Source organism: Curtobacterium sp. MCBD17_035 (genome assembly GCF_003234815.2).
Lineage (GTDB): Bacteria > Actinomycetota > Actinomycetes > Actinomycetales > Microbacteriaceae > Curtobacterium.
Genome location: NZ_CP126279.1, coordinates 2,352,053 through 2,366,468, shown reverse-complemented (window position 1 = coordinate 2,366,468; position 14,416 = coordinate 2,352,053). Strand labels below are relative to the sequence as shown.

The following is a 14,416-nucleotide window of genomic DNA, read 5'->3' as shown; positions in this document are numbered from 1 at the left end:
TCTCGGCGGTCGGGGGATGCCGGCTAGCGGAAGTTGACGAACTGGAGCGGCACGTCGAAGTCGGCCCCCCGCAGCAGGGCCATCGTGGCCTGGAGGTCGTCCCGGCTCTTCGAGGAGACCCGGATCTCGTCGCCCTGGATCTGGCTCTTGACGCTCTTCGGGGCCTCACCGCGGATGAGCGCGCCGACCTTCTTGGCGACGTCCTGCTCGATGCCGTTCTTGAGCGCGGCCTCGATGCGGAACTCCTTGCCCGACGCGTACGGCTCGCCGGCGTCGAGGCTCTTCAGGCTGATGCCGCGCTTGATGAGCTTCGACTCGAAGACGTCGAGCACAGCCTTGGCGCGCTCCTCGGAGTTGGCCTTGATGAGGACGTCCTCGCCGCTCCACGCGATCGACGCGCCCACGCCCTTGAAGTCGTAGCGCTGCTCGATCTCCTTGGCGGCCTGGTTGAGGGCGTTCTCCGCCTCCATCTTGTCGACCTTGCTGACCACGTCGAAGGAGCTGTCTGCCATGCCCGACAGCCTAACGAATGCGGCACCACGCGGCGGGGCCCCGGATGGTCCCGAGCGGCACCGCCGACACGGTATGCTCGTACGGCGCCTCCGGTCGGTGATCACACGGGTCGGGTGCGCACATGGCGAGTTACCCAAGCGGCCAAAGGGATCTGACTGTAAATCAGCCGGCGTAGCCTTCGGGGGTTCGAATCCCTCACTCGCCACCCACGCGACGAGGGTCCGTCCGCATCGGACGGACCCTTCGTCGTCCCGACGGGTCCGTCCGTCCCGGGCCCCGTCCGTCCCGAGGAGGCCCCCGTGCCCGGAGCCAGCGCCACCGTCAGCGTCCCGGAACTCGCCGACATCGCCGAGTCGATCGGGCGCGACGCCGCAGCCCTCGCGCAGCGACGGCGGACCGAGGGGGTCGAGGTCACCGACCGCAAGTCGAGCCTCGTCGACGTCGTGACCGCGGCCGACCGTGAGGTCGAGGCGATGATCCGACGGCGGATCGCCGAGGTGCGACCGGACGACGGGTTCCTCGGCGAGGAGACCGGCACGAGCGTGGGGTCGAGTGGGCTGACCTGGGTGGTCGATCCGATCGACGGAACCGTCAACTACCTGTACGGCAGCCCGTCGTACGGCGTCAGCATCGCGGTGGTCGAGGGCGAGCCGCACCCCGCGCGGTGGTCGGCGCTCGCCGGGGTCGTCGTGGCGCCGGCCACGGGCGACGTCCACCGGGCCGAACGCGGTCGCGGAGCGTGGCTGAACGGGCGCCCGCTGCACGTCGGCGCACCGGCGTCGCTCGCCGAGTCCCTCGTCGCGACCGGGTTCGGGTACACCGCCGAGCGCCGCCGCGACCAGGTCCGCGTGCTCGCGGGACTCATCACCGAGGTCCGGGACATCCGACGTGGGGGAGCGGCGTCACTCGACCTCTGCGCGGTGGCCACGGGGACCGTCGACGCCTACTACGAGCGGGGGATCAACCCGTGGGACATGGCGGCGGGCGCCCTCGTCGCGGCGGAGGCCGGCGCGACCGTCGAGAGCTGGGATTCGGGTGACGCCCGGGGGTACGTCGTCGCGGCGCCGGTGATCGCCGGCGCACTCGTGGAGCTCGTGCGGGGCCTCGAGGGCACGGACTGACGGCGCCATCCGCCTCGGACTGGCCGTCCCCAGGTCGGGGGTGCGCGACTGGCAGGCGCACCGTGGACGCTGGTACCGTGCCAGTTCCGTCACTGCTCGCCCCGCGAGCGCGTTCCGCCCCGTCCTGAGGATCTCGTCCACGCCGCCATGCCCTTCGACGCCAGTGCAACCGCCCCGTCCGTCACCGGTCCCGAAGCTCCGGTCGCACCGACCACCCGGCGTCAGCGCATCGACGCAGAACGCCGGGAGGCCCGGAGCGGTGGACGCAGGTCGGCTCGCGTCCGATCCGCGTCGCGTCCAGCGGCTTCCGCTCCGCACACGGAGGCCGCCGACGGTCCCGCGGTCACGCCGGTCCACCGGCCGCTCGTCGTCCCGCCCGTCCGCGGTGCGGGTGTCCCGCTCGCCGCGGCCACGTCGGCCCGTGTGCGGGGGAGCAGGACGGGCTCGGTCCCGGTCGTGGCGCAGCGTCGCGCGGCCGTGGCGGCTCCCCGGCGTGCCGGGCGGGGCCGCGGGGCCGGGGTCGCCACGGACGGCGCGCTGCGGCGCGCGGCCGAGCGGGTCACCGGTGCGGTGGCGCTGCTCTTCGTGGCAGGACTCGTCGTGTCGACCTCCCTGCCGGCGCAGGCGTCCTGGTCCCCGATGCCCCTCCCGGGACACGCGGCCGCCGGCACGACCGCGCAGTCCCTGACCGTCGGCGACGGCGCCTCGGATGCCGAGACCGGTCGGGACGGCTACACGGTCTCCCAACCCGCGGCCGCGTCCGCGAACACGAGCGACACGTTCACGAACGACCCGAACGGGACCATCCAGTGGCCGTTCACGACCGGCGTGCCGATCACGAGCGGATTCGGCGCCCGCAACGTCGAGGGCTGCTCGTTCTGTTCCACGTTCCACGAGGGCGCGGACTTCGCGCCGGGCGCGGGCACGCCGATCCGGGTGATCGCCGCGGGCACCGTGACCAAAGTGCAGGCGGACGACGGCGGGTACGGCAACGACGTGTGGGTCGAGCACGACGTCGACGGCAAGCGGTTCGTGAGCGTCTACGGTCACATGGAGGACGACTCGTTCGAGGTGGTCGAGGGGCAGCACGTCGCGGTCGGGGACGAACTCGGCCTGGTCGGGAGCACGGGCAACTCCACCGGTCCGCACCTGCACCTCGAGGTCCACGTCGACGGCGTCGCGGTGGACCCGATCGCCTGGCTCCGGGCGAACGCGGACTGACGCTCGGCACGCCCGGGGAGCGTGACCGGTGCACGCACGGCGCGCCGGCTCTGCTATCCTCGTACGGTGCCGCGCGCCGGGTTCCCGTCCGCGGCCACGCCCCGATAGCTCAGTGGTAGAGCACTTCCATGGTAAGGAAGGGGTCGTCAGTTCAATCCTGACTCGGGGCTCCGACCCGCAGCGCTCCCCGCGCCGCGGTGTCCGCGGCGGGGTAGCTCAGTTGGTTAGAGCACACGGCTCATAATCGTGGTGTCGCGGGTTCAAGTCCCGCCCTCGCTACCGTTCTCCGGCTCGGTCGACGCCGCTGGCGTCGGTCCGGCCGGTCCTGGCCGCGGCCGCTCCGTCCCCCGCAGTCGCGGTGCGACCGACAGGCAGGATGGATCATGGCCCTCATCCACGCGCGTTTCGACACGAGCGATCCGGACGAGGCCTTGGCGGCGCTCCGCACGGTCTACCCGACGGTGCGGGTGCAGGACGTGCCCGCCGGAGGTGGCTTCCGGTTCACCCAACACGTCGACGGAGACCAGGACGTCACCTTCGCCCGGATCCGCTTCGGATCGGTCATGGACCTCGCCAGCGACCTGACGGACGGCTTCAGCATCGTCCACACGCTCGAGGGCCGCTACGACAACGTCGACACGGGACCCACCGCCGGCCCGTCCCTGTGGCACGGCGCCGTCCGCAGCCACTCGGAGGACTCGCGGCTCCTCGTCGTGAACGTCACCACGGCCGCGGTCGAGCGGCTCGCCGCGGAGCACCTCGGCGCCGAGACGGCGGTCGTCCGGTTCCACGGCACGGCGCCCGTGTCGGCGGCGGCGGCGGCGCTCTGGTCCAGCGTGGTCGACTTCGCCGCGAGCGGAGTCATGGACGATGGCGAGGACGAGTTGTCGGGCGGCTTCGACCTGGTCCGGCAGCAGGCGTTCCGCGCGCTCATCGGTGCCGCGCTCCACGCGTTCCCGATCGAGGTCGTGGCGGGCACGGTCCGCGGGACGGGTTCGCTCCCGTCGTCCGTGCGGCGCGCCGTCCGGTTCATCGAGGACGACCCCGGCCGTCCGATGAGCGTGGCCGACATCGCCGCGGAGGCCCGGATGTCGGTGCGCGGACTGCAGCTCGCGTTCCGTCGGCACCTCGACACGACGCCGCTCGACCATCTCCGGCGGGCTCGGCTCGCCGCCGCTCACGAGGAACTGGAGGCAGCGGATCCGGGGACCGGCGCGACCGTCACCGAGATCGCGGGGCGCTGGGGGTTCGGCAACGCCGGCCGGTTCAGTCGTGCCTACCGCGAGGAGTACGGCCGGTCGCCGGGCGAGACCCTGCGGCACTGACGAGGCGTGGTGCGGGCACCACGGTCCCGAACGTGCTGGTTCAGCGGTGCAACGTCGTCATCGGCGACTCGCCGAAGCGCTCGCGGTAGCGCTGCGAGAACCGCCCGGCGTGCATGAGGCCCCACCGCGTCGCGATCGCCGCCACCGAGTCGCCGCGGGACGGATCCGCGGCCACGAGGTCGGCGTGCGCGCTTCGGAGGCGGTAGGACCGCAGGTACTCGAGCGGGGTCGACCCGAGCGCGCGGCGGAAGGCGCTCTGGAGTCCGCGGACGCTCATGTGCGCGGCCGCGGCGACGTCCGTGATCGTGATCGGTGCGCCGGCGTGCTCCTCCATGAACGCCACCGCGCGCCGGACAGCCAAGGGGGCCTCGGTCAGCCCGGCGTCGACCGGCGCGAGCTCGAAGGCCGCGATGGTGGCCGCCGCCAGGGACTCCTCGGCCGTCGTCCGGACGATGCTGCCGGCCTCCACGCCGGGCAGCGCTGCCGCGGCACGGGCGTGTGCTGCGGCACTGGCCCAGTAGCGAGCCAGGGCGGTGCCGACGGGGCGCGCGGGCTGACGGGGGAGCCGGAGTCGTTCGTTGCCCGTGGTCGTCCGTGCCACGCGGTGCAGGACGGCGAGTTGGATCGAGACCGCCTCGAGCACGTCGAGCGTCGCGGGGAGATCGTGATCGCCGGGCGGGAGGAGCAGGAGGTGGTGATCGCTCCCGTGGTCCTCGGGGCTGACCACGTGGCGGAGACGGAGCACGCGCACGTGATCGGACCCCACGTGGTCCGTGCCCGCCTGCCGGTCGGTGGGGACACCGTCCTCTTCCGTCGACCGGGGCTGCCCCGACACTTGCGTCACTCGCCCTCGCTTTCCTGCCCCGGAATCCTAGGAGCGGGACGGACGTCGGGACCGCCGGGGAGCGCGCACGCGGAGAAGCCGTGCGCGCACGGGACAACTGTCTTCGTTCACTGGCTCCGAGCCGGGCAGGGTGCCGCGCACGCGGTCCTCGGTAGACTGCCCGGGTGTCAGTGAACCCCGAGCTCGTCGGCAGGACGTTCCCGCCGGCAGCGCCGTACCTCGTGGGTCGCGAGAAGGTCCGTGAGTTCTCTCGCGCCGTCTTCGCGACCGCCCCCGTCCACCTCGACGCCGCGGCCGCCCGCGCCGCCGGGTACCCCGACGTCGTCGCGCCGGCCACGTTCGCGGTCGTCGTGCAGGAGGCCACGCTCGCGCAGCTCCTCGCCGAGCCGGACGCGGGGATCGACTTCGCGCGGGTCGTGCACGGCGAGCAGCGCTTCCGCTACGAGCGACCCATCGTCGCCGGCGACGAACTCACGGCCACCCTGACGGTGACGGGGGTCAAGACCCTCGGCGGCAACGCGATGGTCACGGCGGAGTCCGCCGTGGTCGACGCTTCGGGAGCCCACGTCGTGACCGCCACGTCGACCCTGGTCGTGCGGGGGGACGTCGCATGAGCGCGGTCGACACCACCGGCGCGAGCGAGGTCGGTGCCGTCGTGGCCGAGCGGACGGTGCACCTGACGCGCGATGCCCTCGTGCGGTACGCGGGGGCCTCCGGCGACTTCAACCCGATCCACTACCGCGACGACGTCGCGGCGGCGGTCGGGCTCCCCGGTGTGCTCGCGCACGGCATGCTCACGATGGGGCTCGCCGTGCAGCCGGTCGCCGAGTGGCTCGGTGACCGCGGGTGGGTCCGCGAGTACGGGGTGCGCTTCACCCGTCCCGTGGTCGTCGACGCCGAGGGCGGCGCCGACGTCACGGTCGTCGCGACGATCGGGCTGCTCGACGACGACGGCCGCCCGGAGCGCATCGACCTCACGGTCACCGCGGCGGGCGTCACCGTGCTCGGCAAGGCCCAGGTGTGGGTGGTGTTCCGCTGACCGAGTCGGTGACCGCACTCGCGGAGCTCACGACCCTGCGCGTCGGCGGCCGTCCGACCCGGCTCGTCGTGTGTGCGACGACGGACGGGCTGGTCGAGGCGGCCCGACGGACCTGGGCCGACGGCGACGACTGGCTCGTGGTGGGCGGCGGGAGCAACCTGCTCGCCGCCGACGCCGGGTTCCCCGGAACGGTCCTGCTGGTCCGGACCCGCGGGGTCGAGGTCGTCCCGGACGGTTCGGACGCCGTCCGGCTCCGCGTCGCGGCGGGCGAACCCTGGGACGACCTGGTCGCCCGGACCGTCGAACGCGGCTGGACCGGGCTCGAGGCGCTCTCCGGGATCCCCGGGACGACGGGTGCCAGTCCCGTGCAGAACGTCGGCGCGTACGGCGTCGAGGTCGGCGACGTCCTCGCCGCGGTGGAGTTCCTCGACGCCGACACCGGAGAGCGGGCCTGGCTCCCCGTCGACGAACTGGGCCTGGGATACCGCACGAGCGTGTTCAAGCGCGGACGCCGGGGGGTCGTGCTCACCGTCGAGTTCCGCCTCGGTCTCGCCGACGACCGTGGCGTCCCCGTGCGGTACCCGCAGCTCGCGACCGCGCTCGCCGTGGAGCTCGGCGCGGCCGTCGCCCCGACCGCGGTCCGGTCGGCGGTGCTCGGCCTCCGCGCCGCGAAGGGCATGGTGCTCGACCCGACGGACGCGGACACCGCGAGCGCGGGGTCGTTCTTCACGAACCCGATCGTGTCGCCCACGTTCGCCGCGACCCTGCCGCTCGACGCACCGCGCTGGCCGGTCGCACCGGACGCCGCTCCGGCGGTCGTCCCGCTCGGGTCTGCTCCGGCGGCGCCCCCGACGGTCGCCGACGAGCGGGTGAAGCTCAGCGCGGCCTGGCTCATCGAGCACGCCGGCGTGCACCGCGGGTTCGCCCTGCCCGGGTCGCGGGCCGCCGTGTCGTCGAAGCACACGCTCGCGCTGACGAACCGTGGTGGCGCCAGCGCGAGCGAGGTCGCCGAGCTCGCGCGCTACGTCCAGACGATGGTCATGACCCGGTTCGGCGTCGCCCTCGTGCCGGAACCCGTCGTGGTCGGTGACCTGCTCGACTCGGTGCCGGACTGACCGCTCGCTGGGACGCACGTTCCGGGCACGTGTCGGGCCTCCCGGCCGGCGACCCGTTCGTCGGGGCGCGGGCCGCGGGGGATCAGGAGAACAGGCGCATCAGACGTGCGACGCCCTCGCGGATGTCGTCGTCGCCGAGTGCGTAGGACAGGCGCAGGTACCCGCTCGGTCCGAACGCCTCCCCGGGCACGACAGCGACCTCGGCCTCGTCCAGGATCATGTCCGCGAGCTCGAGGGACGTGGTCGGCGTCACGCCCCGCCAGGTGCGGCCCAGCAGCGCCGTGACGTCCGGGTAGACGTAGAAGGCGCCCTGCGGCGTGGGCGTGGTGAACCCGGGGATGGCGTTGAGACCGTCGACGATGAGTCGGCGCCGACGGGCGAAGGCCTCGCGCATGGCGATGACCGGCTCCTGCGGCCCGGTGAGCGCCGCGATCGCCGCACGCTGCGAGACGTTCGAGACGTTCGATGAGAGGTGCGACTGCAGGTTGCCGGCGGCGCGGACGACGTCCGCCGGGCCGATCATCCACCCGACGCGCCAGCCGGTCATCGCGTAGGTCTTCGCGACGCCGTTGACGAGCACCGTCTGGTCCGCGAGCGCGGGCACGGCGGCGAGGATCCCCGTCGCGACCGTGCCGTCGTAGACGAGGTCCTGGTAGATCTCGTCGCTGATCACCCAGATGCCGTGCTCGAGCGCCCACTCGCCGATCGCGCGGGTCTGCTCGGGGGAGTACACGGCGCCCGTGGGGTTGGACGGCGAGCAGAACAGGAGCACCTTCGTGCGGTCGGTGCGGGCGGCCTCGAGCTGCTCGACCGTGACGAGGTAGTCCTGGTCGCTCCCGGCGAAGACCTCGACCGGCACGCCGCCCGCGAGACGGATCGCCTCGGGGTAGGTGGTCCAGTAGGGGGCGGGCAGGAGGACCTCGTCGCCGACGTCGACGAGGGTCGCGAACGCCTGGTAGACCGCCTGCTTGCCACCGTTCGTGACGATCACCTGTCCGGCGGTGACGTCCGCGCCGGACACGGTCCGGGTCTTCGCCACGATCGCCTCGCGCAGCTCGGGCAGCCCGGCGGCCGGTGTGTAGTGGTGGTTGCGGGGGTCGCGGGCGGCGTCGACAGCGGCGTCGACCACGTGCTGCGGCGTCGCGAAGTCGGGCTCGCCCGCCGCGAACGACACGACCGGGCGCCCCTCGGCCTTGAGCGCCTTCGCCTTGGCGTCGACCTTGAGCGTCGCCGACTCGGCGATGGCGGCGACACGGGAGGCGATGCGGGGCGCGGAACGGGGGGCTTCGGTGCTCACGCGGTCAGCCTACCGGGGCGCCCCGCCTGGCCGGAGGCACCCGAGTGGACACCGCCTCCGCCGCTCCCGTAGACTGATGCGCGGTGGTCGGAATCCGCCACGCTCTCGCGCGCCTCTTCGCCGTGTGATCGCCCCTCGGTCGGGCACCCGGTAGGGTGACACGGTCGAGCGGATGGATTCCCTCACCGACGGAAGGGCGAGCCCTTCCGAAGGGCGGTGGCTCAATTGGTAGAGCAGCGGTCTCCAAAACCGCAGGTTGCAGGTTCGAGTCCTGTCCGCCCTGCAGCTCGGTCCGCACGATCCGGTGCGGACCGGACGACGGGTCAGCAGGCGCACCGTCTGCGATCTGGCCTCCGAAGGGTGTGAAGTGGCGAGAAGAGACCTGGAGACGACGACGACCGACGACGTCGTCACCAAGGCGAAGCGTGACCGCGAGAAGCGTCGCGGTCCCGTCGCCGCCGTCGCGCTGTTCATCCGCCAGGTGATCGCTGAACTCCGCAAGGTCGTCACGCCGACGCGTCGTGAGCTGTTCAGCTACACCGGTGTCGTGCTCGTCTTCGTCGTCGTGATGATGGTGCTCGTGTCCGTGCTCGACTTCGTGTTCGGGTGGGGCGTCGGCTACGTCTTCGGGAACGGCGCGACCTCCTGACGACCACCACGGGCTCCGGACCGGAGTCCTGATCCGCGTCGGCTCCCCGGGGCCGCGCCGCACCGCCGGACCGGACCGAACGAACACCCGATCCGCCAACCGAACGGAAAGAACCGACAGTGTCTGACAACTCTCGCGCTCGCGACGACATCGACCTCTCGACCGCCGCCGAGCAGGGCTCCGAGGTCGAGGAGAACCAGGAAGGCAACGTCGAGACCTCCGAAGGTCGCTCGATCGAGTCCGCCGAGGAGCGCGCCATGTCCGTCGAGGACGAGGACGAGGCCCTCGCCACCGGCGCGACCGACGGCGACGCGTTCGACGAGGCGCTCGCCGCCCTCGCCGAGTCGCGCGACCCCGAGGCCGACGCGATCGTCGACGACGCGCTCGAGATCGACACGCCGGAAGAGGCCGAGGCCGCCGTCGAGGCGGTGGAGGACGAGGAAGAGCTCGAGCTCGAGACCGAGGAGGCCGAGGGTGACCTCGTCGCCGCCAACGCGGACCTGGCCGCCGAGGAGGCCGCCGACGCGCTGGGCGACGAGGACGAGGACGAGGTCGAGGTCGACCCGTACGAGGCGTTCAAGACCGAGCTCCGGATGAAGCCGGGCAAGTGGTACGTCATCCACTCCTACGCGGGCTTCGAGCGTCGTGTGAAGTCCAACATCGAGAACCGCATGGTGTCGATGTCCATGGAGGACGCGATCTACCAGGTCGAGGTCCCGATGGAGGACGTTGTCGAGATCAAGAACGGCCAGCGCAAGCTCGTCACGCGTGTCCGGATCCCGGGTTACGTGCTCGTCCGCATGGACCTCGACGAGGACAGCTGGTCGGTCGTGCGTCACACGCCGGGCGTCACGGGCTTCGTCGGCAACGCGCACAACCCCACGCCGCTCCGCTTCGACGAGGCCTTCGGCATGCTGAAGAGCCTGGTGCAGGTGGCCGAGGTGGCCCCGGCCAAGGGCGGCGCGAAGGGTGGTGCCGCGGCACAGCGCGTCACCCCCGCCGAGGTCGACTTCGAGATCGGCGAGACGATCACCATCAAGGAGGGCTCGTTCGCGGGTCTGCCGGGGTCGATCTCCGAGATCAAGCCGGAGAGCGGCAAGCTCACGGTCCTCGTCTCGCTGTTCGAGCGCGAGACGCCGGTCGAACTCAGCTTCGACCAGGTGACGAAGCTCTAGTAGACTGTTCGAGTTTGGGCTCGGATCCGTGTCGCGGACCGAGCTCGCCACCGCGGTCCGGAACGGCCGGACGAGCGGGAGAGTGCACGGGTCCCCGTGCGTTCGAACCCAGGAGAAGGAAGAGACATGGCTCCGAAGAAGAAGGTCACGGGCCTGATCAAGCTGCAGATCAACGCCGGCGCGGCCAACCCCGCCCCGCCGATCGGTCCCGCGCTCGGTCAGCACGGCGTGAACATCATGGAGTTCTGCAAGGCCTACAACGCGGCGACCGAGTCCCAGCGCGGCAACGTCGTCCCGGTCGAGATCACCGTGTACGAGGACCGCTCGTTCACGTTCGTCCTCAAGACCCCGCCGGCCGCCGAGCTCATCAAGAAGGCCGCCGGGATCCAGAAGGGGTCCGCGACCCCGCACACGGTCAAGGTCGCGCGCATCTCGATGGACCAGGTCCGTCAGATCGCCGAGACGAAGCAGGCCGACCTCAACGCCAACGACGTCGACGCCGCGGCGAAGATCATCGCCGGCACCGCCCGCTCCATGGGCATCACCGTCGAGGCCTGAGGCCCCGCACCCCTTCCGACACCCCCGTGGGAGAGCCTCGCCAGGCTCGTCAACCACACTCTCGACTAGGAGAACCACCATGGCGAAGAATTCCAAGGCCTACCGGGCCGCGGCCGCGAAGATCGAGGCCGACCGGTACTACACCCCGTCCGAGGCCGTCGACATCGCGCGCGAGACCGGCTCGAGCAGGTTCGACTCGACCGTCGAGGTCGCGCTGAAGCTCGGCGTCGACCCCCGCAAGGCGGACCAGATGGTGCGCGGCACCGTCATCCTCCCGCACGGCACCGGCAAGACCGCCCGGGTCATCGTCTTCGCGACGGGTGCGGCGGCCGAGGCCGCCATCGCCGCGGGTGCCGACGAGGTCGGTGGCGACGAGCTCATCGAGAAGGTGGCCGGCGGCTACACCTCGTTCGACGCGGCCGTCGCGACGCCGGAACTCATGGGCAAGGTCGGTCGTCTCGGCCGCGTCCTCGGCCCGCGTGGTCTCATGCCGAACCCCCGCACGGGCACCGTCACCCCGAACGTCGCGGGTGCGGTGAACGACATCAAGGGCGGCAAGATCGAGTTCCGCGTCGACAAGCACGCAAACGTGCACTTCGTCGTCGGCAAGGCCTCGTTCACGCCGGAGCAGCTGAACGAGAACCTCACCGCCGCGCTCGACGAGGTCGTCCGCCTCAAGCCGAGCGCCTCGAAGGGCCGCTACATCACGAAGGGCGCCATCTCGACGACGTTCGGCCCGGGCATCCCGCTCGACGTCAACGCGATCGGCTGAGTCCCGGAGGACCCGAACGGCCCACACCGCCGCACGCGGTGTGGGCCGTTCCGCGTTCCTGCGCCGTCCGAGCCGCCGGGGACCATCCGCGACAGGGACCGTCCGCCCACAGCACCGCCCGCGCTCGGCAGACGTCCACAGGCAGCTGTCGGGAGGCACGGTGCAGCAGCCGGGGCCACTACTGTGAGCCACGTGCGCACCAGCCTCACCGTCGTGTCCGCCGTCCGGCTCGTCGTCGCGATCGCGATCGTGACCGCGGTGGTGGGGCAGCTCGTGGTGCTCGTGCGCGGGGACGTGTTCCGACCGTGGGACTTCTTCGGGTACTTCACCATCCAGTCGAACTGCGTGGCCGCGGTGGTGCTCGTCGCGGTCGTGGTGCTCGCCGCGCGTGGACGGTCGACGAGCCGGTTGACGTTCGTGCGCGCCGCTGCCACGACGTACATGGCCACGACGGGCGTCGTGTACAACACCCTCCTCGTGCACGTCCCGCTCGGCGCGTTCGGGCTCGCCTGGTCGAACGACGTCCTGCACCGCTGGGTGCCGCTCTACCTGGCACTCGACTGGCTCTTCGTCGACGACCGACGTCCGATCTCGCTGCGGCGCGTTCCGTGGTTCCTCGTCTACCCCGCGGTCTGGCTCGGCGTGGTCCTCGTCCGGGGCGGCACCGACGGCTGGGTGCCGTACCCGTTCCTCGATCCGCGGCAGGGCTACGGCGTCGTGGCGATCGCATGTGTGGCGATCGGGGTGTTCATCACCCTCATCGGCATCGTCGTCGCGCGGGTGGCGCGGGTGCGGCTCCTCCGCGTCGAGCGGCGGTAGCCCCGGCGTCAGCTCCGGGCGACGCGGAGGCGGTCGAGCACGAGGTCGGCGAGTTCGACGAGCCCGCGGATCTGGTCGTCGTCGCGATCCACCCAGCGGCACTCGGGCTCGTCGGCGACGGGCACGAAGTCGTCGTGTCGTTCCCACACGAACAGCGTGCGCTCGGCGCCGAGCACGTACTGCTGCCACCAGATCTGCCGCAGGTAGTGGCGGGGGATCCGACGCCAGCCCGTCGACGTCGTCTTGATCTCGGCGAGCACCAGACGACCCTGGTGATCGTGTCCGACGCCGTCCGGTGTGGCGAGGTGGGCTCGGTTCGTGCGGGCGTGGAACAGGGCGCTCGACGGTTCGATGCCGTGCGTGGCGGCGACCCAGGCGGCGATCACCGGTTCGCGTTCGCGACCGTGGTCCGTGAACGCGTTGCCCGAGAACCGTGAGCCGTAGCGCTTGTCGGCGACCACGGCCTCCACGGCGTGGAGGGACGCGAGCCGGGCGACGTCGGTCGCGGTGATCCCGGCCGCGCGGGCACGGAGCCAGTCGACGCGGTCGGTCGCGTCGGCCAGGATGCGCGCGGTGTGGTCGCGGAGGACCGTGAACCGGTCGTGCGCGTCGTCGTCGTCCCAGAGGGAGAGCGTCGGCTGCACGATGGTCACGCGACCATTGTCCCTCGCGCCGGGACGGTCAGGAGGACACGAGGCGGCGATCCTCGCCCACGGCCACCATCTCGTCGATCCCGGCGGGGGAGAGCGCGTAGTCGATCGCCAGGGCGGACGCGCCGTGCAACGCGGCGGCGGAGCCCGCGCGGGACTGCGCGATGACCAGGTGCGAGGTCGCGAGCGGCATGGATCGGGAGTAGACGACCTCGCGCACGCCGGCCAGGAGGTGTTCCCCCGCCTGCGCCATCGACCCGCCGAGCGCGATGACGGCCGGGTTCATGAGCGAGACGCACGTGGCGAGGACTTCGCCGATGTCGCGGCCGGCCTGCCGGACGGCGCCGATCGCGTCGATGTCCGCGCGGGCGACGAGCGCGAGGATGTCGTCGCTCGACGTGACGTCGTGGCCCTTCGCGCGCAGCGCGCGGGCGATCGCCGGACCGGAGGCGACGGCCTCCAGGCAGCCCGTGTTGCCGCAGTGGCAGGGGACCTCGCCCGCGCGGGCGACGCGGACGTGCCCGATGTCGCCGGCGGTGCCCTGTGCGCCACGCTGGAGGCGGCCCTCGGACACGATGCCGGAGCCGATACCGGTGGCGACCTTGACGAACATCATGTGGTCGACGTCCGGCCACGCGTGCTCCCGTTCGCCGAGCGCCGCGATGTTGACGTCGTTGTCGACGAGCACGTGGGTGTCGATGTGCTGGCGCACCCATCCGGGGACGTCGAAGCCGTCCCAGCCGCGCATGATCGGCGGATTGGCGGGGCGTCCGGTGGAGAACTCGACCGGGCCCGGCAGACCGATCCCGATGGCGACGACGTCCTCGCGGCGGCGACCGATCCGGTCGAGCAGCAGGTCCAGGCGCCCGACGAGCCACTCGAGGATCGGGACGGGCCCCTCGGCGATGTCGATGCGGGCCTCGTCCATCGCGAGGCGGTTGCCCATGAGGTCGGTCAGCGCGACACGCCCGTGGGAGGCACCGAGGTCGGCGGCGGCGACGACCCGCGCGGTCGGTCGGAGTGCGATCTGCGCGGGTGGCCGTCCGCCCGTCGAGACAGCCGTGTCGAGCGGGCCGACGAGGCCGACCTCGACGAGCGCGTCGAGGCGCACGCTGACGGTCGAGCGGGACAGCCCGGTGCGGGCGGCGAGTTCGGCGCGGGTACGGGGGACGCCGTCCCGCAGGATCTGGAACAGCTCACTCGCCCCGACGGTGGGCGGCGCTGCCGCACGCGTCAGATCGACCATGGTCGGAGTGAACCACACTAACGACGGCGGCAGCAAGCAAGATCGCCGAGCGACATGTGACTTCTGCTTGAC

16 protein-coding genes and 4 tRNA genes are annotated in these 14,416 nt (G+C 72.0%); 15 read left to right on the top strand and 5 right to left on the bottom strand.

Annotated features, from left to right (window positions below):
- Nucleotides 1-23: 23 nt before the first annotated feature.
- Nucleotides 24-512, bottom strand: coding sequence for a YajQ family cyclic di-GMP-binding protein (locus DEI93_RS11135; protein WP_111013542.1), 489 nt, complete (start codon nt 510-512; stop codon nt 24-26).
- A 124-nt stretch (nt 513-636) separates the two neighbouring features.
- On the opposite strand from DEI93_RS11135, the gene DEI93_RS11130 reads away from it, so the two are divergent.
- The 6 genes from DEI93_RS11130 to DEI93_RS11105 all read left to right on the top strand — a co-directional run bounded on the left by DEI93_RS11130 (nt 637) and on the right by DEI93_RS11105 (nt 4,180).
- Nucleotides 637-718: transfer RNA gene (locus DEI93_RS11130), tRNA-Tyr, on the top strand.
- A gap of 94 nt (nt 719-812) precedes the next feature.
- On the top strand, nt 813-1,634 hold the full coding sequence (locus tag DEI93_RS11125; protein ID WP_111009433.1) for an inositol monophosphatase family protein: 822 nt from the start codon (nt 813-815) through the stop codon (nt 1,632-1,634).
- 456 nt (nt 1,635-2,090) lie between these two features.
- Nucleotides 2,091-2,855: a M23 family metallopeptidase gene (locus DEI93_RS11120; protein ID WP_146249508.1), complete on the top strand. Its 765-nt coding sequence runs from the start codon at nt 2,091-2,093 to the stop codon at nt 2,853-2,855.
- A 98-nt stretch (nt 2,856-2,953) separates the two neighbouring features.
- Nucleotides 2,954-3,025: transfer RNA gene (locus DEI93_RS11115), tRNA-Thr, on the top strand.
- A 35-nt stretch (nt 3,026-3,060) separates the two neighbouring features.
- Nucleotides 3,061-3,134 (top strand) — tRNA-Met (locus DEI93_RS11110).
- A 104-nt stretch (nt 3,135-3,238) separates the two neighbouring features.
- Nucleotides 3,239-4,180, top strand: coding sequence for an AraC family transcriptional regulator (locus DEI93_RS11105; protein WP_111009435.1), 942 nt, complete (start codon nt 3,239-3,241; stop codon nt 4,178-4,180).
- 40 nt (nt 4,181-4,220) lie between these two features.
- Here DEI93_RS11105 and DEI93_RS11100 read toward each other — a convergent pair whose 3' ends face one another.
- Complete coding sequence (locus DEI93_RS11100) at nt 4,221-5,024, bottom strand: helix-turn-helix transcriptional regulator (RefSeq protein WP_146244353.1); 804 nt, start codon at nt 5,022-5,024, stop codon at nt 4,221-4,223.
- 164 nt (nt 5,025-5,188) lie between these two features.
- On the opposite strand from DEI93_RS11100, the gene DEI93_RS11095 reads away from it, so the two are divergent.
- The 3 genes from DEI93_RS11095 to DEI93_RS11085 are packed head-to-tail and all read left to right on the top strand — an operon-like array spanning nt 5,189 to nt 7,178.
- Nucleotides 5,189-5,638: an FAS1-like dehydratase domain-containing protein gene (locus DEI93_RS11095; protein ID WP_111049301.1), complete on the top strand. Its 450-nt coding sequence runs from the start codon at nt 5,189-5,191 to the stop codon at nt 5,636-5,638.
- A complete protein-coding gene (locus tag DEI93_RS11090; RefSeq protein ID WP_111071328.1) occupies nt 5,635-6,063 on the top strand; it encodes a MaoC/PaaZ C-terminal domain-containing protein in 429 nt (142 codons plus the stop codon). The genes DEI93_RS11095 and DEI93_RS11090 overlap by 4 nt, the downstream gene beginning before the upstream one ends.
- A gap of 8 nt (nt 6,064-6,071) precedes the next feature.
- Nucleotides 6,072-7,178, top strand: a complete 1,107-nt coding sequence (locus tag DEI93_RS11085; protein WP_258370173.1) for a UDP-N-acetylmuramate dehydrogenase — start codon at nt 6,072-6,074, stop codon at nt 7,176-7,178.
- Between the two features lie 82 nt (nt 7,179-7,260).
- Here the strand turns inward: DEI93_RS11085 and DEI93_RS11080 are convergent, their stop codons facing one another.
- Entirely contained in the window at nt 7,261-8,475 is a 1,215-nt protein-coding gene (locus tag DEI93_RS11080) for a pyridoxal phosphate-dependent aminotransferase (RefSeq protein ID WP_111119235.1), read from the bottom strand.
- Nucleotides 8,476-8,685: 210 nt separating this feature from the next.
- On the opposite strand from DEI93_RS11080, the gene DEI93_RS11075 reads away from it, so the two are divergent.
- From DEI93_RS11075 to DEI93_RS11050, 6 genes are all read left to right on the top strand, one after another.
- Nucleotides 8,686-8,758 (top strand) — tRNA-Trp (locus DEI93_RS11075).
- 84 nt (nt 8,759-8,842) lie between these two features.
- The gene (secE, locus tag DEI93_RS11070) at nt 8,843-9,124 is read left to right on the top strand and encodes a preprotein translocase subunit SecE (protein ID WP_111009440.1); all 282 of its coding nucleotides are present in this window, start codon (nt 8,843-8,845) and stop codon (nt 9,122-9,124) included.
- Between the two features lie 119 nt (nt 9,125-9,243).
- Complete coding sequence (nusG, locus tag DEI93_RS11065; RefSeq protein ID WP_111119236.1) at nt 9,244-10,299, top strand: transcription termination/antitermination protein NusG; 1,056 nt, start codon at nt 9,244-9,246, stop codon at nt 10,297-10,299.
- Between the two features lie 126 nt (nt 10,300-10,425).
- Nucleotides 10,426-10,857: a 50S ribosomal protein L11 gene (rplK, locus tag DEI93_RS11060; protein WP_111009442.1), complete on the top strand. Its 432-nt coding sequence runs from the start codon at nt 10,426-10,428 to the stop codon at nt 10,855-10,857.
- 79 nt (nt 10,858-10,936) lie between these two features.
- Entirely contained in the window at nt 10,937-11,629 is a 693-nt protein-coding gene (gene rplA, locus DEI93_RS11055; protein ID WP_111009443.1) for a 50S ribosomal protein L1, read from the top strand.
- A 192-nt stretch (nt 11,630-11,821) separates the two neighbouring features.
- Entirely contained in the window at nt 11,822-12,448 is a 627-nt protein-coding gene (locus DEI93_RS11050; protein WP_111009444.1) for a Pr6Pr family membrane protein, read from the top strand.
- Between the two features lie 8 nt (nt 12,449-12,456).
- Here DEI93_RS11050 and DEI93_RS11045 read toward each other — a convergent pair whose 3' ends face one another.
- Nucleotides 12,457-13,101: a YqaJ viral recombinase family protein gene (locus DEI93_RS11045; RefSeq protein ID WP_111119237.1), complete on the bottom strand. Its 645-nt coding sequence runs from the start codon at nt 13,099-13,101 to the stop codon at nt 12,457-12,459.
- Between the two features lie 28 nt (nt 13,102-13,129).
- Entirely contained in the window at nt 13,130-14,344 is a 1,215-nt protein-coding gene (locus DEI93_RS11040; RefSeq protein ID WP_111119238.1) for an ROK family transcriptional regulator, read from the bottom strand.
- Nucleotides 14,345-14,416: the final 72 nt, after the last annotated feature.